The sequence below is a fragment of the Vogesella oryzagri genome (assembly GCF_040148885.1).
Classification (GTDB): Bacteria; Pseudomonadota; Gammaproteobacteria; order Burkholderiales; family Chromobacteriaceae; genus Vogesella; species Vogesella oryzagri.
In genome coordinates, this window is the sequence record NZ_JBEFLD010000011.1 from 30,963 (window position 1) to 51,439 (window position 20,477).

Genomic DNA, 20,477 nt, shown 5'->3' on the forward strand with positions numbered 1-20,477 from the left:
CCGCGCTGCATGGCAGTGTTGTGACGGCGGGATGTGGGATTTGTGTCAGCCGGAAAGGTTGGCCGCAGCACGGCGGCGCATGGGGGGATGACGGGCGTGGCGTAACTTGAAAGCTGCGGGTATCAAACCGGGGCGCCGCTTGATTGCGTCCGCTGGCATGGCGCGAAAAATTGCAGATTATTGTTGTTTAGCGAGGCGATTTTTCCCAATATGAATGGAGCTTGGCGCATGACGAATCATTGATTTGCCGTTGGCGCGCGATGCGCCCGCATTGAATTAGCCGACAGTCATGGCAGTGGCTCGCAGCGTGGACATGCCGCTACCCGGCTGGCCGCTGCGTACTTTGAAAGAGGCATTATTTTGTGGCTAAGTTTTGAATCCAGACTGCTGGCGGCCATCTCTGCCGCCGTGCTGGTGGTGGCGGCGTTGTCGCTCACCATCTGGAAAGTTGCCGACGATGCCACCCGCTCGGCGCAATGGGTTTCCCATTCCCACGAGCTGCTCCACCTGCTGGCCCGTACCCGCGGCTATACCCTGCAGATCGAGTTGACCTCGCAAGGGTTTCGGCTGAAAGGCGATCCGGCGTATTTGCAGGAGCGGGATGAGGCGATTGCTTCCCGCGAAAACTCGTTGCAGTCGATTCGTCGCCTGATTACCGATAATCCGCAGCAGCTGCAGCGCTGGGAGCAGCTGCGCCAGGTGATCAGGCAGCGGCTGGCCATTGCCCGCCAGGTTGAGCACCTGCGCAAGACCCAGGGGATGCAGGCGGCCAATGCCTACGTGGCCCAGGCGCCGCTGCAGCAAACCCGCGTGCGGGCCTACCGGCTGCTCAGCGAGATGGACACGGAAGAGCGGCGCCTGCTGGCACTGCGGGATTCGGCGTATGGCGCCGCACGGCAGACGCTGGTACGCGCCGGCACCCTGGTCGGCGGCATGCTGGTGCTGCTGCTGGTGGCCACCTATGTACTGGTGCGGCGGCAGATGCGCGCCACCGAGGAAAACCGGCGCGCGCTGGCCGACAGCGAGGAAAGCCTGGCCACCACGCTGCATTCGATCGGCGATGCGGTGCTGGCCACCGACACCGTTGGCCGCATTACCCGCATGAACGAGGTGGCCGAGCAGCTGACCGGCTGGTCGCAGGCGCAGGCCATCGGCCAGCCGGTGCAGGCGGTGTTCCGCATCGTCAACGAGCAGACCCGCGAGCCGGCGGTGGAACCGGTGGCGGCGGTGCTGGCCTCCGGCCGCACCCAGGCGCTGGCCAACCACACCGCGCTGATCGCCCGCGATGGCAGCGAATGCCCGATTGCCGATAGCGCGGCGCCGATCCGCGACACGGGTGGCGAATTGCGCGGCGTGGTGCTGGTGTTCCGTGATGTGAGCGCCGAGCGGCGGGCCGAGCAGACCATTCGCGAGCAAAACGTCTTGCTGGCGTCGCACGTACGCGAGCGCACCGCGCAGTGGCACGCCAGCGAGGACCACCTGCGCAGTGTCATCGGCACGGTGCCGGCGCTGATCGCCTATGTGAATGCCGAGCGCCGCTACGTGTATGTCAACGAGCAATACCGCCAGCGTTTTGCGCCTGAGGTGGTCGACATCGCCGGTTGTACGGTGGCGGAGATTCTGGGCGCCGAACGCTATGCCATCGCTTGCCCGCTGATCGACAAGGTGTTGCAGGGAGTGCCGCAAAGCTATGACTGGCAGCCGTTTGCCGACGTCTGGCAGAACATCCGCTATGTGCCGAAGCCGGGGGCGGACGGGCAGATTGCCGGTTACTACGTGCTGGGTACCGACATCACCGCGCGCAAGCAGTCCGAAGAGCAGATCGTGTCGCTCAATACCGAGCTGGGCCTGCGGGTGCGGGAGCTGGAGCACGTCTCCCGCGCCCTGCGCACGCTCAGCGCCGGCAACCGTGCCATGCTGCGCGCCAGCGATGAGCAGCAACTGCTGGACAGCATGTGCCAGGCCATCGTGCAGGCGGGCGGCTACAGCATGGCGGTGATCTGGTATCTGCAGGATGGCAACTCGATGCAGCTGCGCCCGATGGCGCACGAAGGCTACCCGGGCGGGCTGGACGCCTTGCGGGCGCTGGGTCTGCGCGTCGACGACAGCGAGCGCAGCCAGAGCGTCTCCCCCAGCGCCATCCGCAGCGGCGAGGTGCAGCTGGTGCGCGACATGCAGCTCGACCCGCACCACGCGCCGTGGCGTGACCGGCTCAGCGGCCCCACCTCCGGGCTGGCCTGCCCGTTGCGGGTGGGCGGCCGGATCATCGGCGCGCTGACCATCTACGATGCCGTAGCCGATACCTTCGATGCCGACGAAATCGCGCTGCTCACCGAATCCAGCGAAGACCTGGCCTTCGGCATCGCCACCCTGCGCACCCAGGCGGAGCAGGAGCAAACCCGCGCCACCATGCACCACATGATGCGCTACGACGCGCTGACCGGGCTGCCCAACGTATTGCAGTTCGAGGAAGTGCTGTCCGCCGCCATCACCGCCTGCGCGCAGAGCGGGCAGCAGCTGGCGACGCTGCAGTTCAATATCGAGCGGCTGGGCGAGATCAATGACGCGCTGGGTTTCATCTATGGCGACCAGATCCTGTGCGACTTCGGCACCCGCCTGCAAAGCAGCGTGCCGGCGCCGGCGCTGGTGGCGCGGGTGCGCGGCGACGAGTTTGCCATCCTGCTGCCCGGCAGCGATGCTGCGGCAGCGCTGGCCATTGTCGACGATATCGAACAAAACCTGCTGCGGCCATTCCCGGTGGCGGACATCGCGCTCGATGTCACGGCGCGGGCCGGCATCGCCCTGTTCCCGGACCACGGCACCACGCCGCATAACCTGCTGCGGCGCATGGACAAGGCGGTGCACCAGGCCAAGAAGCAGGGCCTGAGCCATGTCATTTTCGACCCGGGGCAGGCGCACGCGCAGGCCGAGCGGCTGATCATGGTCGGCGAGCTGCGCCGCGCCATCGAAGGCGGCGAGCTGCGGCTGTACCTGCAGCCCAAGGTGGCGTTTGATTCCGGGCGCGTGTGCGGGGCGGAAGCGCTGGTGCGCTGGCAACACCCGCGGCGCGGGCTGCTGTTCCCCGGCGCGTTCATCGCACTGGCCGAGCAGACCGGGCTGATCCGCCCGCTGACCGAATGGGTGATCAGCGCGGCGCTGGACCAGCTGCAGCGCTGGCAGGCGCAGGGCTGTGCCGTGCCCATTGCCGTCAACCTGTCGGCGCGCAACCTGCGCGACGAGGGCTTGCAGGACAAGATCCGCCAATGGCAGGCCGTGCGGGAGCTGCCGGCCGGCTGGCTGGAGCTGGAAATCACCGAAAGCTCGGTGATGGAAGACCCGGAGCTGGCGCTGAACCTGCTGCACGCGCTGCGCGCGGACGGCATCCCGCTATACATCGACGATTTCGGTACCGGCTATTCCTCGCTCAGCTACCTGCAGAAGCTGCCGGTGGACTACATCAAGATCGACCAGTCGTTTGTGGCCAAGATGTCCAGCAGCCATGACTCGGCCATGATCGTGCGCTCCACCATCGACCTGGTGCGCGACCTGGGGCGCAAAACCGTGGCCGAGGGGGTGGAGTCGCTGGCGCACTGGCAGCAGCTGTCCGCGCTGGGCTGCGATTTCGCCCAGGGCTATTTCATCGCCAAACCGATGCCTGCCGAGGTGTTCCAGGACTGGGTGGCCAGCTACACGCCGCCTGACGCGGCACCGAATGCAGCCGCGGATGCGGCCAACTAGCCGCCTGCCGGCCTAGTCGCGGTAGCTGATGCCGTTGGGGCCGGCACCCACCGGGTAGCTGGCCACCACCTTGTGCTGCGCGCTGTCGATCACCGACACGGTGGCGGATTCGATATTGCTGACAAACACGTACTGGCCGTCGCTGCTGATGGCCACGCCGTGCGCGCCGGGGCCGGTGCTGACTTCGGCAATGACGCTGCCGGCCTGCGGGTCGACCACCGTGACGCGGTCATCCGGTTGCTGGCGGCTGCCCTGGTTGGCGACAAACACCTGCCGCCCGTCCGGGGTGGCCATCATCTGGATCGGCGTGCGGCCAACCTTTACCGTGCCGCTGAGCATGCGGCGGGCGGTATCGATCAGGCCCAGCGCATTGTCGGCGCTCAGCGATACATATGCCTGCTTGCCGTCCGGCGCAAAGCCCACCTGCACCGGCGCCTTGCCCACGGCGATGCGCGCGACTTCCCGCCGCGCCGCCACATCCAGTACCGATACCGTGTTGTCCTGCATATTGGCGACGTAGATCGACTTGCCGTCCGGGCTCAGCCGCAGGCCGTGCGGATAGGCGCCGGTGCGGATGCTGGCGCGGTGCCGGCGGCTGGCCAGGTCGTACACCTGGACGGCATTGTTGCTGGCATCGCTGACAAAGGCGGTGTTGCTGCCGGCATCGGTAATCACATGCCCCGGATGCCCGGCCACCGGCAGGCGGAACGTTGGCCGCGCGCCGAGCGGCAGGTCGAATACCAGCAGTTCACCCGCCGTCGATCCGCTGCCGTGGTGGCCGGCATGTGGGTTCATGCCCACCGCCAGCAGGCGCTTGCCGTCCGGCGTCACCTGCACATTGTGCGGGGCGATGTCGACGGCGACGGTGGCGACGCTGCCAGTGGCCAGATCGAGCTGGCTGATGGAGTTGCCGCGCTCATTGGCGGTAAACACCGTGCCGGACGGTGCGGCCTGCGCCGTGGCGGCCAGCAGTGAGCATGCTAGTAACAGGGGGACGGACAGCGGTGTGCGCATGGGACATCCTTGTCGAAACTACCGGCGCTGGCCGGCAGTGCAGGGGAGAGGAGCCGCCAGCTTGCCGCAGCGCGGCCACGTTTTCCTTGCTCTGGGTAAAGACAATCGCGCCGGCCCGGGGAGCGGGTAGCGCCGCCGATCATGCCGCTGCGGCTGTGTGCCCGCCGCGAATGCAGCGGCGCCTATGCCGCCCGCGTGCTGTTTCTGGGGCTGCAGGTGGTGTTTGCCGCCGCCAGTCACGACGGTACTTCCGCCGCGCGGCAGCTGGCCCACGGCGCCGCTGCCGTGTTTGGCGCCGGCACGCTCATGCTGGCGCTGGCCTTGCTGCTGGTGTGCTGGCTGATCGTGTGGCCGGACATGGCGCGCCGTCGCAGCGCCTGCCGCGGCCAGCTGCGGGCGTAACGCTCGTGGGGGATGCGGCGGCGCGGGCATGGGGCGGACCGCGTGGTGGCTGCTTGCGGCCAACGTGGGCAGCCGTTTCGGGCAGATGCCCGCGGCTCACGCGGCACTGTGTTGCCAATTTATCTGCCGTGAGTAAACGCGCCGCGCCAGCCGGGCCGTGCCGCCATGTGCTTGTCCGGCCGGCAGCCGGGCTTGCCGCTGGCATGGTGAATCAATGGGATCGCTGGCTATAATGGCCATAATCACAGTCCCGTCCGTGTGGCTGCGCCTGCTGACTTATCCCATCGCCAGATGAAAGCCTCTATGGACCGCATCCTCTCCCAGCTGTCGTCGTCGCTGAATACCGCCAAAACGATCGATCAGCTGATTCGTCCCGTGCTGGAAATGCTCAACACCATCACCGGGATGGAGTCGACCTATCTCACCAGCATCGATCTGCACCAGAGCACGCAGCATGTGCGCTTTGCCCGCAACACCGGGCAGATGACCATTCCGGAGGGCCTGACCGTGCCGTGGGGCGACACGCTGTGCAAGCGGGCGCTGGACATGGGGCGGCCATCCACCAACGAGGTGCTGGCGCTGTGGGGTGATTCTGATGCCGCGCGGCAACTGGGCATCCAGACCTATGTCAGCGCGCCCATCCGCAATGGCGAGGGCGATCTGCTGGGCACCTTGTGCGCCGCCAGCGCCGCCAAGCAGACCATTCCGCCGAATATCGACGCGCTGTTCCAGCTGTTTGCCAATATCGTGGCCAACTTCATCGAGCGGGAAGTGCTGGTGGAGAAGCTGCAGGCGGCGAATGACCAGCTGGCGGCCTATGCGCTGATGGATACCCTGACCGGGCTGCCCAACCGCCGCGCCATGTTCGAGGAGCTGGCGCGCTTGCTGGCCCAGGCCGTGCGCAGCCAGAGCAGCGTGCTGGTCGGTGTTATCGACCTGGATGGCTTCAAGCAGATCAACGACAACTTCGGCCACCAGGCCGGCGATGATTTTTTGAAAGCGGTATCGCAGCGGCTGACCGCCTGCCTGCGCACCGCCGACTGGCTGGGGCGGCTGGGCGGCGATGAGTTCCTGTTCATCGGCCCCGGCCCGGCGCTGGACGCTGCTGCCACCGACACGGCCATCGTCGCCGGCGAGTCCGGCAAGGTGGCGGCCGCGCTGCAGCAGCGGCTGACGTCCGCCACCGTCGGCAGCTATACGCTGGCCGGCGAGACGGTGTCCTACGCGGGTGCCAGTATCGGGGTGGTGGCGGTGTCGCCGGGGCAGCTCAGCCCGGATGACGTCATCCAGCTGGCGGATGTAGAGATGTACATCGTCAAGCGCGCGCGCAAGGCGCACTGACCCCGCTCCGTTACCGGCCGCCATCCGCTGCGGCCAACCTTGTGCTGGCGGAGCGGCCCGCCGGGCGCCGCCCCGCAGGCATGTCACCGGCCCGGCGGCCATGGCTGCCCGTCTCCTCGTTGTGCCCTTCTACCAACGCACACCGGCAAACCTCGCCACCAGAAAATCCAGCAACGTGCGCACCGCCAGCGGAAGCTGGCGGCGCGACGGGTACAGCGCGTAGATGGTCATTGCCGGCGGCTGCCACTCCGGCAGCACCTGTTGCAGCCGGCCATCCTGCAGCAAGGCATGGGCAAGGTAGGTGGGCTGCAGGCTGATGCCGCCGTCGGCCAGCGCCGCGTGCAGCAGCACGGTGGCGTCGTTGGCGGTGAAGCGGGTGGCCACGTTCACCGTTTCCTGTGTCTCGCCGCGCAGGAAGCGCCAGCTGCTGCGGCCAACGTTGCTGTGGCCCAGGCAGCGGTGGGCGGCTAGTGCGGCTGGCGTCTGCGGCGTGCCGGCCTGTGCCAGATAGCCGGGGCTGGCCACCAGCACCGAATCGCACACCGCCAGCGGCCGCGCGATCAGCGCCGGGTCCGGCTCGCTGCTGATGCGGATCGCCAGATCGATACGCGCTTCCACCAGGTTCAGCGTCGCATCGCCGACGTTGAGGTCGATCTTCAATTGCGGGTGCTGCGCCAGAAAATCGGCCAGCGCCGCCGCCAGGTGGGCATGGCCGAAGGACATGCTGCTGGTCAGCCGCAGCTGGCCGCGCAGGCTGCCGTCGGCCGGCGCCACCTCGTCTTCCACCTCCGCCACCAGTGCCAGCATTTGCAGGCAGCGGCGCAGCGCCTGCTCGCCGGCATCGGTCAGCGTCACGCGCCGGGTGGTGCGTTGCAGCAGCCGCGCGCCCAGCCATTGCTCCATCTCCGCCACGTAGCGGGTGACCATCGCGCGCGACATCTGCAGCCGCTCGGCGCTGGCGCTGAAGCTGCCGCTGGCGGCCACATCGGCGAAGACCCGCATCGCGGTGACTCGGTCCATATTATTTGCTCGATTCGTGCAACAAATATGCGCAGTTTATTCGGTTTATCTGCGCGAATAGAGAAATTATAGTGGCGTCCATTAACCCGCGGCACAGGCCGCCATGAAAGGACGCACCATGCTTCGTCACACCCGCATCGCGACTGTTATCGCAACTGGTATCGCCATTGCCAGCACCGCCGCCCACGCCGCCCAGCCGCTGCAACTCAAGGTCTACAACGCCGGCGAGGGCAGCTTTCACGCCAATGCCGTGGTGGTGAGCGGCGAGCACGAGGCGATGGTGATCGACAGCGGCTTCACCCGCGCCGACGCCTACCGCATTGCGGCCAACGTGCTGGACAGCGGCAAAACGCTGAAGACCATCCTGATCAGCAATGCCGACCCGGATTACTACTTCGGCGCCGAGGTGCTGAAGCAGCTGTTCCCGCAGGCGCAAGTGGTGGCTACGCCGGCGGTGGCCGGCAAGATCCAGGCCAAACTGGCCGGCAAGCTGGCGTTCTGGGGGCCGAAGATGGGCGCCAACGCGCCGCAGCAGCCCATCGTGCCGGCGGCGTTGCCGGTGGACAGCCTGAGCGTGGACGGTGAAAAGATCGAATTGCGCGGCACCCGCGGCGTGCTGGCGCAGCGACCGTATGTGTGGATTCCGTCGCTGCGCGCCATCGCCGGCAACGTGGCGCTGTTCAGCGGCCTGCACGTGTGGACCGCCGACACCCAGCAGCTGGCCGAACGCCAGGCCTGGCTGGCGCAGCTGGACGAAATGGCTGCGCTCAAACCCGCCGTGGTGGTGCCGGGCCACATGGCTGCCGGCAGTGCACTGGATGCCAGCGCCATCAGCTACACCCGCACCTACCTGCAGCGTTTTGACAGCGAGGCGGGCAAGGCCAACAATGCCGCCGAACTGATTGCCGCCATGCAGCGCGCCTACCCGCAGGCCGGCATGGGGCTGGCGCTGGACATCGGCGCCAAGGTGAACAAAGGGGAAATGAAATGGTAACCGCCACGCTGCATTACTACTACGACCCGCTGTGCGGCTGGTGCTACGGTGCCGCACCGCTGCTGGCCGCTGCGGCCAACGTTGCCGACCTCGCCATCGCACTGCACGCCGGGGCGATGATGAGCGGCCAGGGCCGCCAGCAGGTAAGCCCGCAGCTGCGCCAGTACGTGATGGGCCACGACCAGCGCATCCGGCAACTGACCGGCCAGCCGTTTGGCGATGCCTACTTTGATGGCCTGCTGCTGGATAACAGCGCGGTATTCGACAGTACTCCGCCGACGCTGGCGATCCTGGCGGCCGAGGTGCTGGGGCTGGACGGGCTGACCATGCTGCATCGCCTGCAGCAGGCGCACTACGTGGACGGGCGGCGCATCGCCGACCTGTCGGTGCTGCAGCAATTGGCTGGCGAGCTGGGGCTGGATGGCGCCGCCTTCACCGCCGAATACCAGCGCCAGCAGGGCGAATTTGCCGCCCACGTTGGCCGCAGCCACCGCGACATGGCCGCGCACGGCCTGCGCGGCTTCCCCTCGCTGTTGCTGGAACGGAACGGCCAGCTGCAGCGGCTGGAACTGTCGCCGTATCTTGGCAAACCGCAGGCGTTTGCCGCTTATCTGCAAGGCTTGCTGGCCGGTGCGACGAGCCAAAGCATGGCCGATGCGCCGTTCTGCACGCCGGATGGCTGCCAGTAAGCGAGGTCGCCGCGCCAAAACTAAACCGCCAGCCTGACAGGCTGGCGGTTTTTTTGCGGCCAACGTTTGCTACGGCTTACTGCGCCACCGCCTGCAAATGCGAGCCCAGCACGCCTTCGCTGGCGGCCACCGGCTGGCTGGCCTGCACCGCGGCGATCCAGTCGTCGGTCGTCACCACCGCGGCAAAGCCGGTCTGCATCACCACCGTGAACACGCGGTGGATTTCCTCGGCGCTGGCGCTGCCGGCCCGGTTGCGATAGGGCAGCGAGCCGCTGGCGTCGCCCAGCAGCTCCACCTGCCAGCCGTCGTGGCTGGCGTGCAGCGCGGTGGCGGCGTCGCAGTTGTGGGTCATGTAGCCGACGATGCTCAGGGTGTCGATGCTGCGCTCCCGCAGCCAGGCGGCCAGATCGGTGCCGGTAAAGCAGCTGGCCAGCTGCTTGCTGATCAGGTGGTCGCGCGGGCGCTCAGCAATGCTGGGGTGCAGCGCGGCGCCGTGGCTGCCTTCGGCAAAAATCGGCGTGCCCGGCGGGGTGATGTGCTGCACCACCACCACCGGGATGCCGGCGGCGCCCGCCGCATCCATGGCGCGGCCAACGTTGGGCAGGGTGATGGCCGGGTCCGGGTAGCTGATGCCCAGCTTGCCGGTGAAGTATTCGTTCTGCACGTCGATGACGATCAGTGCGCGGCGCGGTGTGCTCATGGCGGTTTCCTTGTGTCGGGTGGCGATGACGGCAGTGTGCCGCCGCTGCGTGCCGGCCACGAGTGGCCCGTATGACAAATTGCGTTAAGATCGGGCCATCAACCGGGGAGTGTTGCCCATGTCCGAGATTCGCGTTGTCGTGCTGGCGTTCGACCGCATCAGCCCGTTCCATCTGTCAGTGCCGTGCGTGGTGTTCGGCGAAAGCCCGCTGCAAGCGCCGGCCTACCAGCTGCAGGTCTGCGCCGCCGAGGCTGGGCCGCTGGCCACCTCCGCCGGCTTCGGCCTGACGCTGGCGGCCGGGCTGGAGGCGCTGCGCGATGCCGACGTGGTGATCGTGCCCAGCTGGCGCGACCCGGCCGAAACCGCGCCGGCGCCGCTGTTGGCCGCATTGCGTGCGGCGCACGCGCGCGGCGCGCGCATCGTCGGGCTGTGCCTGGGCGCCTACGTGCTGGCGCAGGCCGGGCTGCTGGATGGTCGCCGCGCCACCACGCACTGGGCTTATGCCGAGGATTTCGCCCGCCGCTTCCCGCAGGTCGCGGTGGATGCCGATGTGCTGTACCTGGATGACGGCCCGCTGCTGACTTCGGCCGGCACCGCCGCCGGGCTGGATTGCTGCCTGCACCTGTTGCGCCAGCTCAGCGGCGCGGAGGCGGCCAACAGTGTGGCGCGGCGGTTGGTGACGCCGCCGCATCGCCAGGGCGGCCAGGCGCAGTACATCGAACAGCCGCTGCCGGCCAGCGCGCGCGACGGGCGGCTGTCCGGTCTGCTGGACTGGCTGCGCGCCAGTCTGCAGCAGCCACACAGCCTGGACAGCCTGGCCGCGCGCGCACTGATGAGCCGGCGCACCTTCACCCGCCATTTCCGCCAGCTGACCGGCGGCACGGTACAGGGCTGGCTGCTGGCGGAGCGGCTGGCGCTGACGCAGCGGCTGCTGGAAACCACGGCGCTGCCGGTGGAGGCGATTGCGCAGCAGGCCGGCTTCGGCTCGCCGGCGTCGCTGCGGCTGCACTTTCGCAAGGCCTTTGGCGTGGCGCCCAGCGAGTGGCGGCAGACCTTCCGTGGCAGCACGGCCGCGCTCAGGCACTGATATTTCGCTGGTGCTGACCGGCGTATTGCCTACCGCTGGCTGCCGGTTCAGGCCGCCAGCGCGATGGCCTCGCCATTCAGGCTGAACGCCATACCCTGCGGTCCGAACTGCATGTGGGTGTCGCTGCGCAGGCTGGTCATCAGCGCGCGGTAGTAGTCGAACACCGCCATGCGCTCGCTGTCGTTCTGTGCCGCATACCAGGCCTGGGTGTAAGCGGCCGCGGCCTCCAGTTGCGGCACGTGGCTGGCCAGGGCGTTGACGTTGTGGATGGCCAGCGACAGCTTGTCGTCGCCGTTGATCAACGCTTCGATGGCGGCGACATCCGGGCGCTCACCGCGCACGCTGATGTAGCCGGTGTTGGGGTCGCTTTCCAGTAGCTCGAACGCCGGGCTGGCGCTGATGCCGGCCTGCTCCAGTTTCTGCCGCAGCAGTGCCTGCGCATGGGCGGCCATGCGGCCAACGTTTTCGCGGCTGGGTAGCAGTACCGCCTGTTCCTGCTCGCTCAGCAGCTTGCTGCCGCTGGCCGGAGTGCGGTCGTGCCTGGTGGTGGCGGCTGCGGCGGCAAAGCTGTCGTGGCCGGTGGCAGTTTTTGCCTGCGCGCTGCCGGCAATGCCGCGGGTGCTGCCGGGAATCTGGCTGCCGATCTGCATGGTCGTGTCCTTCAAGAGCGTGAAGGCTGCTGATTACGCAATTGGCATGCCAGCTATAGGCTGTACTGGGCACCCCGCCGCAACTGCCGGCTGCGGCGCGGGCAATCCACAGCTATAGCGTAATGGGCGGCGTGTCCGACTGAATGGAGAATGGTGCGATGCGTTGGCGAATGGTTTTGCTGCTGTGCTGCGGCCTGCTGGCCATGCCGCCGCTGCGGGCAGAAGAAGCGGCGTCAGCGGCGGCGGGGCAGCCGCCGCAGGCCATGCTGTACGTGCTGAACAACAGCGGTGCCACCTTGATTGCCAGTGACATGAACATCACCGACAACGGCCAGCCGCTGACCAGCTTGCCGCGCGGGCATTACCGACAGCTGCCGCTGGCGGCCGGCGAGCATGAGTTCCGCTTTCGCGAGTTTCCGCAAGGCTCGCGGGTGGCGAAGCTGAGCGCAGCCCCCGGCGGCAGCTACTATCTGCTGGTGGCCTACAGCCCGGGCAAGTCCTGGCTGTTTCCGTTTGGCGGCGATCCGGTTTCCATCCGCCTGCTGCCGGCGGAGGAGGCGGAAAAACTGCTGCGCGAGCTCAAGCCGCTGTAAGGCTCATGCGCCCTCGAAGCCCTGCAGCACGTTCACCGCGTTGACGCCGATGTCGTCCACCATGTAGCCGCCTTCCAGCACGAACAGCACCGGTAGACCGAGGCGCGCCAGCATCTGGCCGATGCGCAGGTAGTCGTCGTTTTCCAGGAGGAAGCTGCTGATCGGGTCGTCCTTGAAGGTATCCACCCCCAGCGATACCACCAGCACGTCCGGCGCGTAGCCGGCAATGTGCTGGCAGGCCGTTTGCAGCGCGGCGCAGTAGCCCTGCCAGTCGGTGCCGTGCGGCAGCGGCAGGTTGAGGTTGTAGCCGAAGCCGTCGCCGGCACCCAGTTCGTCGCGGTGACCGCTGAAGTACGGATAGCTGTTCTTCGGGTCGCCATGCAGCGACAGGAACAGCACGTCGTCGCGCTGGTAGAAGATGCTCTGCGTGCCGTTGCCGTGGTGGTAGTCCACGTCCAGCACCGCTACCCGTTTGGCTCCGTGGCTGCGGGCGTATTGCGCGGCGATGGCGGCATTGTTCAGGTAGCAGTAGCCGCCCATGTACTCGTGTGCGGCGTGGTGGCCGGGCGGGCGGCACAGTGCAAACGCCGCATGCTGGCCGCCGCGCTGGATGGCTTCCATGCCGCTCAGCGCCAGGTCGGCGCTGGTCTTTACCGCCTGCCAGGTGCCGGCGGTGATCGCCACGCCGGCATCCATGGCATAGAAGCCCAGTTTGCCGTCGATGAATTCCGGCTCCAGGTCGCTGCGCAGGTCGCGCACCGGCCATACCAGTGGCAGCGCGTCATGGTCGCGGCCGCTGGCGCGCCATTCCTCCCAGGCATTCTGCAGAAAGCTGAGGTAGCGCAGGCTGTGGGCGCCGGCGTAGTGCTCGACGCCAAACTGCTGCGGTGGCAGCACCTCGCCCAGCTGCTGCTGCAGCACGCGGTTCAGCACGGTATCGGCGCGGCTGGGCATTTCGAAGCAGGGCATCAGCACGCCGTCCTTGAGTTCGGAGCCGTGGTGCAGGCGGTGGGTGTCACTGTAGAAGGTAATCATGGGGGCTGCTCCCGGTTGCTGGATGGCCCAGTATCGGCTGCCGGCCCTGAAATAGCTTTGCCATTTTTCGCGCGTAATGGCTACTATCGGCAAAGATTTGCTACAGGAATTGCATTGTGAGCGAAAAATTTTCAGACAGAGCGCTGGATGCCACCGATCTCACCATCCTGCGCCTGCTGCAGCAGGATGGCGCGCTGTCCAGCAGTGCGCTGGCGGAGCAGCTGTCGCTGAGCGTGACGCCGTGCTGGCGGCGGTTGAGGCGGCTGGAAGAGGCGGGCTATATCACCGGCTACCAGGCCAACCTGGACCGCCGCAAGCTGGGGCTGGATGTGCTGGCCTTCGTGCAGGTGAGCTTCGGCGTGCACGGCGGCGAGCTGCCCAACCGTTTCGAGGCGGCAATGCTGGCCGAGCCGCGGGTGCTGGGCTGCCACAAGATCACCGGCAATGCCGACTACCTGCTGCAGGTGGTGGCGCGTTCGCTGGACGACTACAGCCAGTTTGTCGAGGACGTGCTGCGGCAGATGCCGGGGGTGTCGGCGATTCATTCCAGCCTGGCGCTGCGGGAAATCAAGGCCGGCAGCCGGCTGCCGCTGGAGCCGTAACGGCAGGCTCAGCCCTCGTTGGCCGCAGGCCGCGCCAGCGCAGCTCCGGCATGCGGATGCAGGTGACGGAACTGCCACGCCGACAGCATGGCCAGCACCCCCATGATCACGAACGACCACGAGAAATCGCTGACCTGCAGTGTGGCATGCGCCTGCAAGCGGGAAATGCCCTGCAGTGCAAAGGCCGCTATGGTCACCCCCAGGCCGGAAGCCAGCTGCATCGCCACGCTGGACAGGGTGGAAGCATGGCTCATGCCGCCATGGTCGATGTCGGCAAAGGCAATGGCGTTCAGGCTGGTGAACTGCAGCGAGCGCATGCAGCCGCCCAGCAGGAAGGTGGCCAGCATCAGCCAGTGCGGGCTGTGGGCGTCGAACAGCCCGTAACCGGCAAACGACAGCCCACACAGCAGGCTGTTTACCAGCAGCACCTGGCGGAAGCCGAAGCGCTGCAGCACATGGCCGACAATGGTTTTCATGAACATGGCGCCCAGCGCGGTGGAGCAGGTGAGCAGGCCGGACTGGAACGGCGTCAGGCCAAAACCCAGCTGCAGCATCAGCGGCAGCAGGAAGGGTGTGGAACCCATGCCAACACGGAACAGGAAGCCGCCGATCAGACTGGCATGAAAAGTGGGGATGCGCAGCAGCGACAGGTCCAGCAGCGGGTGCGCGTGGCGGCGGGCATGCCAGGGGTAGGCGGCCAGCAGCAGGCCACCGGTGATGGCCAGCGTGGTGGACCAGCCCACCGTCAGCATATGCTTGCCTTCGGTGGCCAGCCCCAGCATGGCCAGCGACAGCCCCAGCCCGGTCAGGGCGAAGCCCAGCCAGTCCAGCGGCGGAACCTTGTCGTCGCGCAGGTTTTCAATGTAGCGGCCGGCCAGCAGCAGCCCCAACAGACCGATGGGCAGGTTGATCAGGAAGATCCAGCGCCAGTGGAAATAAGTGCTGATGAAGCCGCCCAGCGGCGGCCCCACCACCGGGCCCAGCAGCGCCGGAATGGTGAGGTAGCTCATCGCCCGCACCAGCTGGCTTTTCTCGGTGGTACGCAGGATCACCAGCTTGCCCACCGGCACCATCATCGCGCCGCCTATGCCCTGGATGAAGCGCGCCAGCACAAAGCCGGCCAGGCTCTGGCTGCAGGCGCACAGCAGCGAGCCGGCGCTGAACACCACGATGGCGGCACGGAACACCCGCCGCGCGCCGTAGCGGTCGGCCATCCAGCCGCTAAGCGGGATGAACACCGCCAGACTCACCAGGTAGGAAGTCAGCGCCAGCTTGAGAGCAATCGGGTCGACGCCCAGGTCGACGGCGATGGCCGGCAGCGAGGTGGCAATCACGGTGGCGTCCATGTTTTCCATGAACAGGGCGGTAGCAATGATCAGCGGGGTGAGCATGCTGCGGGACAGGCGGAACGGCATGGTAGGCACTGGCGGACAATCAGGGTGGCAATTTAACAGTTATTAAGCTGGTTGATTGTCACTCCAGGTAATAGTTTCCTGGCCGGTGGGACAGCTTGGCCGTGTGCCGGCGGCCAAGCCTGTGCGTGATGACAGGATGCTGGTGCGCCGCGCAAGGGCCGGCTGGGGCAAACCGGCGGCGGCCATGGCACGCCGCTGGCCGCTGCGGACGCAGGTTGCCGCCGGGTTGGCGACGTTGGCCGCAGTCAAAGCTTGGCCGCATGGTTGCGGCCAAGCTTTGCTCATCACAGCATCATGCCGCCGGACACCTCGATGCGCTGCGCGTTGACCCAGCGGCTGTCGTCGGACAGCAGCGCGGCAATGGCGCCGCCGATGTCGTCCGCCTCGCCCACCCGGGCGAGTGCAGTCTGGCTGGCCACAAAGCGGTTTACCTCCGGGTTGTCGCGCACCGTGCCGCCGCCGAAATCGGTGGCGATGGCGCCGGGGGCGATGGTGTTGACGGCGATGCCGCGCGGCCCCAGTTCCTTGGCCAGGTAGCGGGTCAGCACCTCCACCGCGCCCTTCATCGCCGCGTAGGCGGCATAGCCCGGCAGCGCGAAGCGCGCCAGCCCACTGGACAGGTTGACGATGCGGCCGCCGTCGGCCAGCAGCGGCAGCAGCGCCTGGGTGAGGAAGAACATGCCCTTGAAGTGGGTGTTCAGCAGCAGGTCGAACTGCGCCTCGCTGGTGTCGGCGAAGGCAGCGTGCACCCCCATGCCGGCGTTGTTGACCAGAAAGTCGAAGCTGTCGCGCTGCCAGTGCTGGCGCAGCGCGGCACGTACCGCGGCGGCAAAGCCGGCGTGGCTGGCCACCTGGCCCACGTCCAGCTGCAGCGCCAGCGCCTTGCCGCCCAGTGCCTCGATGGCGGCCACCACCTCGTCGGCGGCGGCGCGGTTGCTGTGGTAGGTGAAGATGATGTCGGTATGGCGGGCAGCCAGTTTCAGGGCGGTGTTGCGGCCCAGGCCACGGCTGGCCCCGGTGATGATGGCTATCTTGCGCATGTTGTGACTCCTGCTGGCGGTCGGGAAATGGCGGTTGCCGTCATGCGCTGCAGTCTATTGTCGGAAAGGAGTGCGATAAACCGCGCGGCTTTGGTTAGACTGTCCGGATAGACCGGACAATGGAGCGGGGCATGGAGCAACTGGACACGATGCGCGTCTTCCTGCAGGTGGCGGAGCTGGGCAGCTTCGTGCGCGCCAGCGAGAGCCTGGGGCTGCCGCGCGCCACGGTGTCGGACGCGGTGCAGCAGCTGGAAAACCGGCTGGGCACCCGGCTGCTGCATCGCACCACGCGGCGGGTGCAGCTGACCCAGGACGGGCAGCTGTTCCTGCAGCGCAGCCGCGATCTGCTGGCGGATTTCGACGAGCTGGCCGCGCTGTTCCAGCAGCAACAGGCGGCGGTCAGCGGCCGGCTGCGGGTGGACATGTCCAGCGTCATCGCCCGCAATATGGTGCTGCCGCGGCTGCCGGACTTTCTCGCCGCCCATCCGGGCCTGCAACTGGAGCTGTCCAGCACCGACCGCCGCGTGGACCTGGTGCGCGAGGGTTTCGATTGCGTGGTGCGGGTGGGCGAGGTGCGCGACGCCAGCCTGATCTGCCGTCCGCTGGGGTGTTTCGAGCTGGTGAACTGCGCCAGTCCGGCCTACCTGGCGGCGCATGGCACGCCGCAGACGCTGGACGATCTGCTCACACAGCGGCTGGTGCACTACCTGCCGCAGCTGGGCGGCAAGCCGGACGGTTTCGAGTATCTGGATGCGGCGGGGCAGCGCTGCTTGGTGGCGGTGGCCGGCCAGCTGGTGGTGAACAGCGCCGATGCCTACCTGGCGGCCTGCCTGGCCGGCATGGGCATCATCCAGTTGCCGCGCATGGCGGTGGCGGCACAGTTGGCCGCAGGCCAGCTGCGTGAGGTGCTGCCGCAATGGCAGGCGGCGCCAATGCCGGTGAGTCTGCTGTATGCCAACCGCCGCCATCAGCCACGGCGGGTGCAGCTGTTCATGAACTGGCTGGACGAGGTGATCCGCCCGCATCTGCTGCCGGCGGCGGGGGCATGACCAGGCCCGGCGCGCTGGCCGGGCCTGGGTTGGAGGCAGGGCCGGGCCGCTGGCTCAGTCCACTGTCAGGCGGGTGCCGCCGGCATTGCCGCGGCGCTTGGGCAGGTTGAGTGTCAGCACGCCGTTTTCGTATTTGGCACTGGCCTGTTCGCGGTCGATGTCGGCCGGTAGCTGGAAGCTGCGCGACACCATGCCGTAGTAGCGTTCGCAGCGCAGATTGCGCTCGTCCTTGTTCTGGCTGTCGAACTGTTTTACTTCTGCCTTGATGGTGACTTGCGGGCCATCGATTTCCACATGGATATCGTCCTTGGCCACGCCCGGCATCTCGGCCAGCACGATGTAGCCGTTGTCGGATTCGTTCACATCCAGCTTGATCTGCGACGGCAGGGTATCGCCATGCAGCGGCTTGATGAAGAAACCGGGGCTGGTGAAATCGCGGAACAGTTCGTCGAACAGACCGCTGCGGGAGGGCAGGATGTTCATGGCTTCTCCTTGTGCATCAGTGGGTTGTCGCGGTTTTGGGCCGCTTGCCATGGATATAGTGCCGGTGCCGCGCATACTCAAGGGGTGGGCGTCTGACTGTTTGATCTGGGGCAAAAGCAGGCGGGCAACGCGGTTCGCTGCCTGCTTGCCGGGGGCGTCGTCATGCGGCCAACCATGGTGACTATGCCAGCTGCGCCGCCAACAAAAAGGCCACGCATCAGCGTGGCCGGTGGGGGGGCGGCAGGGGGCGTTTATTGCAGCTCCAGCGCCAGCAGTTCTTCCACCGTCTGGCGGCGGCGGATCAGGCGGTCGGCGTCGCCGTCCACCAGCACCTCGGCGATCAGCGGCCGGGTGTTGTAGTTACTGGACATCGATGCACCGTAGGCGCCGGTGTCGTGGAACACCAGCAGGTCGCCCACGTTGGCCGCCGGCAGGCGGCGCGGCAGCACCACGCCGCCGTCGCCCTGGGTGAACACGTCGCCGGATTCGCACAGCGGGCCGGCCACCACGCAGTCTTTTTCCGCCTGCTGCACGCCGTCCTGCGGCACCACGCTGATGTGGTGGTAGCTGCCGTACATCGACGGGCGCATCAGTTCGTTGAAGCCGGCATCCACCAGCACGAAGTGGTTGCGGCCAACATCCTTGGTGGCGCGCACCTCGGCCAGCAGGTTGCCGGATTCGGCCACCAGGTAGCGGCCCGGCTCGATCTCCAGTGCCAGCGGATGGCCGATTACGGCGGCGGCTTGCTGGCGCGCGGCATCCCACAAGCCGAAGTAATGCGCGGTATCCACGCTGGCGTCACCGTCGCGGTAGGGGATGGACAGCCCGCCGCCGGCGGAGATGGCGTGCAGGTCGTGGCCGGCGTGCTGCACCAGCCGCACCAGGTCCACCATGGCGCCGCACACTTCCTGCAGGTGGCTGTAATCCACGCCGGAGCCGATGTGCATGTGCAGGCCCACCAGTTGCAGGCCGTGCTGGCGGATTACCGCCAGCGCCGCCGGCAGGTCGCTGTGCCAGATGCCGTGCTTGCTGTGCTCGCCGCCGGTGTTGGTCTTGTTGCTGTGGCCGTGGCCAAAGCCCGGGTTGATGCGCAGCCACACGCGGTGGCCGGGCGAGGCCTGGCCCAGCTGGTGCAGCATGTCGATGGAGCCGGCATTCACCGGAATGCGATGCTCGGTCACCAGCGCCAGCGTCGGGCGGTCGATCAGGTCGGCGGTGAACACGATGCCGGACGGCTCGCCGGCGGCATCGTAGCCGGCGGCCAGCGCGCGCAGAATCTCGCCACGCGACACCGCATCCACCTTCACCCCCTGTTCGCGCATCAGCTGCAGGATATGCACATTGCTGCACGCCTTCTGTGCAAAGCGGATGGTGTCGAACTGGCGCAGCGCGGCGATGCGCTGGCGGATCACCGCGGCGTCGTAAGTCCACAGCGGGGTGCCGTACTGCTGGGCCAGCGCGGCGAGGCGGGCGGTGTTCGGGGTCTGCATATTCTGTGTCCTGATCTGCTGTTGTCTGCCTGGCATCATGCCGCCGGCAGTTGATTCAGTAAAATGCTAATATTTTGCTAATCAATTCATTTTTGATATGGAATGGCGATGAGCATTTCCCACCGTCACATCGAGGTATTCCGCGCGGTAATGACCAGCGGCAGCGTTACCGCTGCCGCGGCGCTGCTGCATACCTCGCAACCCACCGTCAGCCGCGAGCTGGCGCGGCTGGAGCAATTGCTGGGCTTTGTATTGTTTGACCGCGTCAAGGGCCGGCTGTTGCCCACCGCGCCGGCACTGGCGCTGTTCGATGAGGTGCAGCGCTCCTACATCGGCCTGGAACGCATCATGGAGGCGGCGGCCAACCTGGCGCGGCCGGATGGCGGTCAGCTGGCGGTGGCCTGTCTGCCGGCGTTTGCCCACGCGCTGCTGCCGGCGGTGTGTCGGCGGCTGCACCAGGAGGCCGGCCATGTGCGGGTGGCGATCACGCCGCAGGAGTCGCCGCTGCTGGAAGAATGGCTGTCGGCACAGCGCTTCGACCTCGGCCTCACCGAGTCAGCGGAAGCGCCGCCGGGCACCAGCCTGCTGCCGCTGCTCAGTGCCGACGAGGTATGTGTGCTGCCGGACGACCATCCGCTGCTAGAGAAAACCGTGCTGGCGCCGCAGGACTTCGCCGGCCAACCGTTTGTCAGCCTGTCGCCGCAGGATGCCTACCGGCTGCAGCTGGACGCGGTGTTTGCCGCCGCCGGCGTGGCGCGGCAGCTGGTGTGGGAAACCCACAGCGCGGTGTCGGTATGCGCGCTGGTGCGCGAGGGGCTGGGGCTGGCCATCGTCAACCCGCTCACCGCGCTGGCCATGGCCGGGCAGGGGCTGCAGCTGCGGCGCTTTGCGGTGTCGGTGCCGTTTGGCGTCAGCGTGGTGTTGCCGCAGTTCCGCCCGTCGACACCGTTGGCCGCCCGTTTCGTTGCGCTTCTGCAGCAGGAGGCCGCGGCACTGCAGCAACGCTTGGCCAGCATCTAGTGCCGCGGCTGGCACGTTGGCCGCAGCGTGATCTTGGCTTCAGCCGCCGCCGCAGCAACCGATAACCAGCACTGCTGGCGGTAGTGATCTTTGCGCGGTGCGCGACGTGTAAGCG

19 protein-coding genes are annotated in these 20,477 nt (G+C 67.2%); 10 read left to right on the forward strand and 9 right to left on the reverse strand.

Annotated features, from left to right (window positions below):
• The first annotated feature begins 360 nt into the window (after positions 1–360).
• Positions 361–3,738 carry an EAL domain-containing protein gene (locus ABNW52_RS17740; RefSeq protein ID WP_349590781.1) on the forward strand — a complete coding sequence of 1,126 codons (3,378 nt, stop codon included), beginning with the start codon at positions 361–363 and terminating at the stop codon, positions 3,736–3,738.
• Between the two features lie 12 nt (positions 3,739–3,750).
• On the opposite strand, the gene ABNW52_RS17745 is transcribed toward ABNW52_RS17740, so the two are convergent.
• On the reverse strand, positions 3,751–4,752 hold the full coding sequence (locus tag ABNW52_RS17745) for a YVTN family beta-propeller repeat protein (protein WP_349590784.1): 1,002 nt from the start codon (positions 4,750–4,752) through the stop codon (positions 3,751–3,753).
• Between the two features lie 141 nt (positions 4,753–4,893).
• On the opposite strand from ABNW52_RS17745, the gene ABNW52_RS17750 reads away from it, so the two are divergent.
• Together ABNW52_RS17750 and ABNW52_RS17755 are read left to right on the forward strand one after the other, a co-directional pair.
• On the forward strand, positions 4,894–5,154 hold the full coding sequence (locus ABNW52_RS17750; RefSeq protein ID WP_349590787.1) for a hypothetical protein: 261 nt from the start codon (positions 4,894–4,896) through the stop codon (positions 5,152–5,154).
• A 303-nt stretch (positions 5,155–5,457) separates the two neighbouring features.
• Positions 5,458–6,495, forward strand: a complete 1,038-nt coding sequence (locus ABNW52_RS17755; RefSeq protein WP_349590789.1) for a GGDEF domain-containing protein — start codon at positions 5,458–5,460, stop codon at positions 6,493–6,495.
• A gap of 129 nt (positions 6,496–6,624) precedes the next feature.
• Here ABNW52_RS17755 and ABNW52_RS17760 read toward each other — a convergent pair whose 3' ends face one another.
• Positions 6,625–7,515 carry a LysR family transcriptional regulator gene (locus ABNW52_RS17760; protein ID WP_349590792.1) on the reverse strand — a complete coding sequence of 297 codons (891 nt, stop codon included), beginning with the start codon at positions 7,513–7,515 and terminating at the stop codon, positions 6,625–6,627.
• A gap of 118 nt (positions 7,516–7,633) precedes the next feature.
• Here ABNW52_RS17760 and ABNW52_RS17765 point away from each other — a divergent pair, with 118 nt between their 5' ends.
• Both ABNW52_RS17765 and ABNW52_RS17770 read left to right on the forward strand, forming a co-directional pair.
• On the forward strand, positions 7,634–8,509 hold the full coding sequence (locus ABNW52_RS17765) for an MBL fold metallo-hydrolase (protein ID WP_349590795.1): 876 nt from the start codon (positions 7,634–7,636) through the stop codon (positions 8,507–8,509).
• A complete protein-coding gene (locus ABNW52_RS17770; RefSeq protein ID WP_349590798.1) occupies positions 8,503–9,198 on the forward strand; it encodes a DsbA family protein in 696 nt (231 codons plus the stop codon). Before ABNW52_RS17765 ends, ABNW52_RS17770 begins: the two co-directional genes overlap by 7 nt.
• A 76-nt stretch (positions 9,199–9,274) precedes the next feature.
• Here the strand turns inward: ABNW52_RS17770 and ABNW52_RS17775 are convergent, their stop codons facing one another.
• The gene (locus ABNW52_RS17775) at positions 9,275–9,898 is read right to left on the reverse strand and encodes a cysteine hydrolase family protein (protein WP_349590800.1); all 624 of its coding nucleotides are present in this window, start codon (positions 9,896–9,898) and stop codon (positions 9,275–9,277) included.
• 118 nt (positions 9,899–10,016) lie between these two features.
• On the opposite strand from ABNW52_RS17775, the gene ABNW52_RS17780 reads away from it, so the two are divergent.
• Positions 10,017–10,985 (forward strand): GlxA family transcriptional regulator, encoded by a 969-nt coding sequence (locus ABNW52_RS17780; RefSeq protein WP_349590802.1) that lies wholly within the window; start codon positions 10,017–10,019, stop codon positions 10,983–10,985.
• Positions 10,986–11,032: 47 nt separating this feature from the next.
• On the opposite strand, the gene ABNW52_RS17785 is transcribed toward ABNW52_RS17780, so the two are convergent.
• Complete coding sequence (locus tag ABNW52_RS17785; RefSeq protein WP_349590805.1) at positions 11,033–11,635, reverse strand: hypothetical protein; 603 nt, start codon at positions 11,633–11,635, stop codon at positions 11,033–11,035.
• Between the two features lie 158 nt (positions 11,636–11,793).
• Here ABNW52_RS17785 and ABNW52_RS17790 point away from each other — a divergent pair, with 158 nt between their 5' ends.
• The gene (locus tag ABNW52_RS17790) at positions 11,794–12,228 is read left to right on the forward strand and encodes a hypothetical protein (RefSeq protein WP_349590808.1); all 435 of its coding nucleotides are present in this window, start codon (positions 11,794–11,796) and stop codon (positions 12,226–12,228) included.
• Between the two features lie 3 nt (positions 12,229–12,231).
• Here the strand turns inward: ABNW52_RS17790 and ABNW52_RS17795 are convergent, their stop codons facing one another.
• Complete coding sequence (locus ABNW52_RS17795) at positions 12,232–13,263, reverse strand: histone deacetylase family protein (RefSeq protein WP_349590811.1); 1,032 nt, start codon at positions 13,261–13,263, stop codon at positions 12,232–12,234.
• A gap of 116 nt (positions 13,264–13,379) precedes the next feature.
• Here ABNW52_RS17795 and ABNW52_RS17800 point away from each other — a divergent pair, with 116 nt between their 5' ends.
• Positions 13,380–13,865, forward strand: coding sequence for an Lrp/AsnC family transcriptional regulator (locus tag ABNW52_RS17800; protein WP_349590814.1), 486 nt, complete (start codon positions 13,380–13,382; stop codon positions 13,863–13,865).
• 8 nt (positions 13,866–13,873) lie between these two features.
• Here ABNW52_RS17800 and ABNW52_RS17805 read toward each other — a convergent pair whose 3' ends face one another.
• Both ABNW52_RS17805 and ABNW52_RS17810 read right to left on the reverse strand, forming a co-directional pair.
• On the reverse strand, positions 13,874–15,280 hold the full coding sequence (locus ABNW52_RS17805; protein ID WP_349590816.1) for a DHA2 family efflux MFS transporter permease subunit: 1,407 nt from the start codon (positions 15,278–15,280) through the stop codon (positions 13,874–13,876).
• Positions 15,281–15,564: 284 nt separating this feature from the next.
• A complete protein-coding gene (locus tag ABNW52_RS17810) occupies positions 15,565–16,320 on the reverse strand; it encodes an SDR family NAD(P)-dependent oxidoreductase (protein ID WP_349590819.1) in 756 nt (251 codons plus the stop codon).
• A 131-nt stretch (positions 16,321–16,451) separates the two neighbouring features.
• Here ABNW52_RS17810 and ABNW52_RS17815 point away from each other — a divergent pair, with 131 nt between their 5' ends.
• Positions 16,452–17,369, forward strand: a complete 918-nt coding sequence (locus ABNW52_RS17815; protein ID WP_349590821.1) for a LysR family transcriptional regulator — start codon at positions 16,452–16,454, stop codon at positions 17,367–17,369.
• Positions 17,370–17,423: 54 nt separating this feature from the next.
• Here ABNW52_RS17815 and ABNW52_RS17820 read toward each other — a convergent pair whose 3' ends face one another.
• Positions 17,424–17,852 (reverse strand): Hsp20/alpha crystallin family protein, encoded by a 429-nt coding sequence (locus ABNW52_RS17820; RefSeq protein ID WP_349590823.1) that lies wholly within the window; start codon positions 17,850–17,852, stop codon positions 17,424–17,426.
• Between the two features lie 251 nt (positions 17,853–18,103).
• On the reverse strand, positions 18,104–19,342 hold the full coding sequence (lysA, locus tag ABNW52_RS17825; protein WP_349590825.1) for a diaminopimelate decarboxylase: 1,239 nt from the start codon (positions 19,340–19,342) through the stop codon (positions 18,104–18,106).
• Positions 19,343–19,450: 108 nt separating this feature from the next.
• On the opposite strand from lysA, the gene ABNW52_RS17830 reads away from it, so the two are divergent.
• Positions 19,451–20,362: a LysR family transcriptional regulator gene (locus ABNW52_RS17830; RefSeq protein WP_349590828.1), complete on the forward strand. Its 912-nt coding sequence runs from the start codon at positions 19,451–19,453 to the stop codon at positions 20,360–20,362.
• Positions 20,363–20,477: the final 115 nt, after the last annotated feature.

What these genes read in the sequence shown, in the direction of transcription:
- ABNW52_RS17765 (WP_349590795.1), top strand. Translation starts at nt 7,634, where the DNA reads ATGCTTCGTCACACCCGCATCGCGACTGTTATCGCAACTGGTATCGCC.
- ABNW52_RS17770 (WP_349590798.1), top strand. Translation starts at nt 8,503, where the DNA reads ATGGTAACCGCCACGCTGCATTACTACTACGACCCGCTGTGCGGCTGG.
- ABNW52_RS17780 (WP_349590802.1), top strand. Translation starts at nt 10,017, where the DNA reads ATGTCCGAGATTCGCGTTGTCGTGCTGGCGTTCGACCGCATCAGCCCG.
- ABNW52_RS17750 (WP_349590787.1), top strand. Translation starts at nt 4,894, where the DNA reads ATGCCGCTGCGGCTGTGTGCCCGCCGCGAATGCAGCGGCGCCTATGCC.
- ABNW52_RS17805 (WP_349590816.1), bottom strand. Translation starts at nt 15,280, where the DNA reads ATGCCGTTCCGCCTGTCCCGCAGCATGCTCACCCCGCTGATCATTGCT.
- ABNW52_RS17745 (WP_349590784.1), bottom strand. Translation starts at nt 4,752, where the DNA reads ATGCGCACACCGCTGTCCGTCCCCCTGTTACTAGCATGCTCACTGCTG.
- ABNW52_RS17795 (WP_349590811.1), bottom strand. Translation starts at nt 13,263, where the DNA reads ATGATTACCTTCTACAGTGACACCCACCGCCTGCACCACGGCTCCGAA.
- lysA (WP_349590825.1), bottom strand. Translation starts at nt 19,342, where the DNA reads ATGCAGACCCCGAACACCGCCCGCCTCGCCGCGCTGGCCCAGCAGTAC.
- ABNW52_RS17810 (WP_349590819.1), bottom strand. Translation starts at nt 16,320, where the DNA reads ATGCGCAAGATAGCCATCATCACCGGGGCCAGCCGTGGCCTGGGCCGC.
- ABNW52_RS17815 (WP_349590821.1), top strand. Translation starts at nt 16,452, where the DNA reads ATGGAGCAACTGGACACGATGCGCGTCTTCCTGCAGGTGGCGGAGCTG.
- ABNW52_RS17760 (WP_349590792.1), bottom strand. Translation starts at nt 7,515, where the DNA reads ATGGACCGAGTCACCGCGATGCGGGTCTTCGCCGATGTGGCCGCCAGC.
- ABNW52_RS17820 (WP_349590823.1), bottom strand. Translation starts at nt 17,852, where the DNA reads ATGAACATCCTGCCCTCCCGCAGCGGTCTGTTCGACGAACTGTTCCGC.
- ABNW52_RS17790 (WP_349590808.1), top strand. Translation starts at nt 11,794, where the DNA reads ATGCGTTGGCGAATGGTTTTGCTGCTGTGCTGCGGCCTGCTGGCCATG.
- ABNW52_RS17785 (WP_349590805.1), bottom strand. Translation starts at nt 11,635, where the DNA reads ATGCAGATCGGCAGCCAGATTCCCGGCAGCACCCGCGGCATTGCCGGC.
- ABNW52_RS17830 (WP_349590828.1), top strand. Translation starts at nt 19,451, where the DNA reads ATGAGCATTTCCCACCGTCACATCGAGGTATTCCGCGCGGTAATGACC.
- ABNW52_RS17755 (WP_349590789.1), top strand. Translation starts at nt 5,458, where the DNA reads ATGGACCGCATCCTCTCCCAGCTGTCGTCGTCGCTGAATACCGCCAAA.
- ABNW52_RS17775 (WP_349590800.1), bottom strand. Translation starts at nt 9,898, where the DNA reads ATGAGCACACCGCGCCGCGCACTGATCGTCATCGACGTGCAGAACGAA.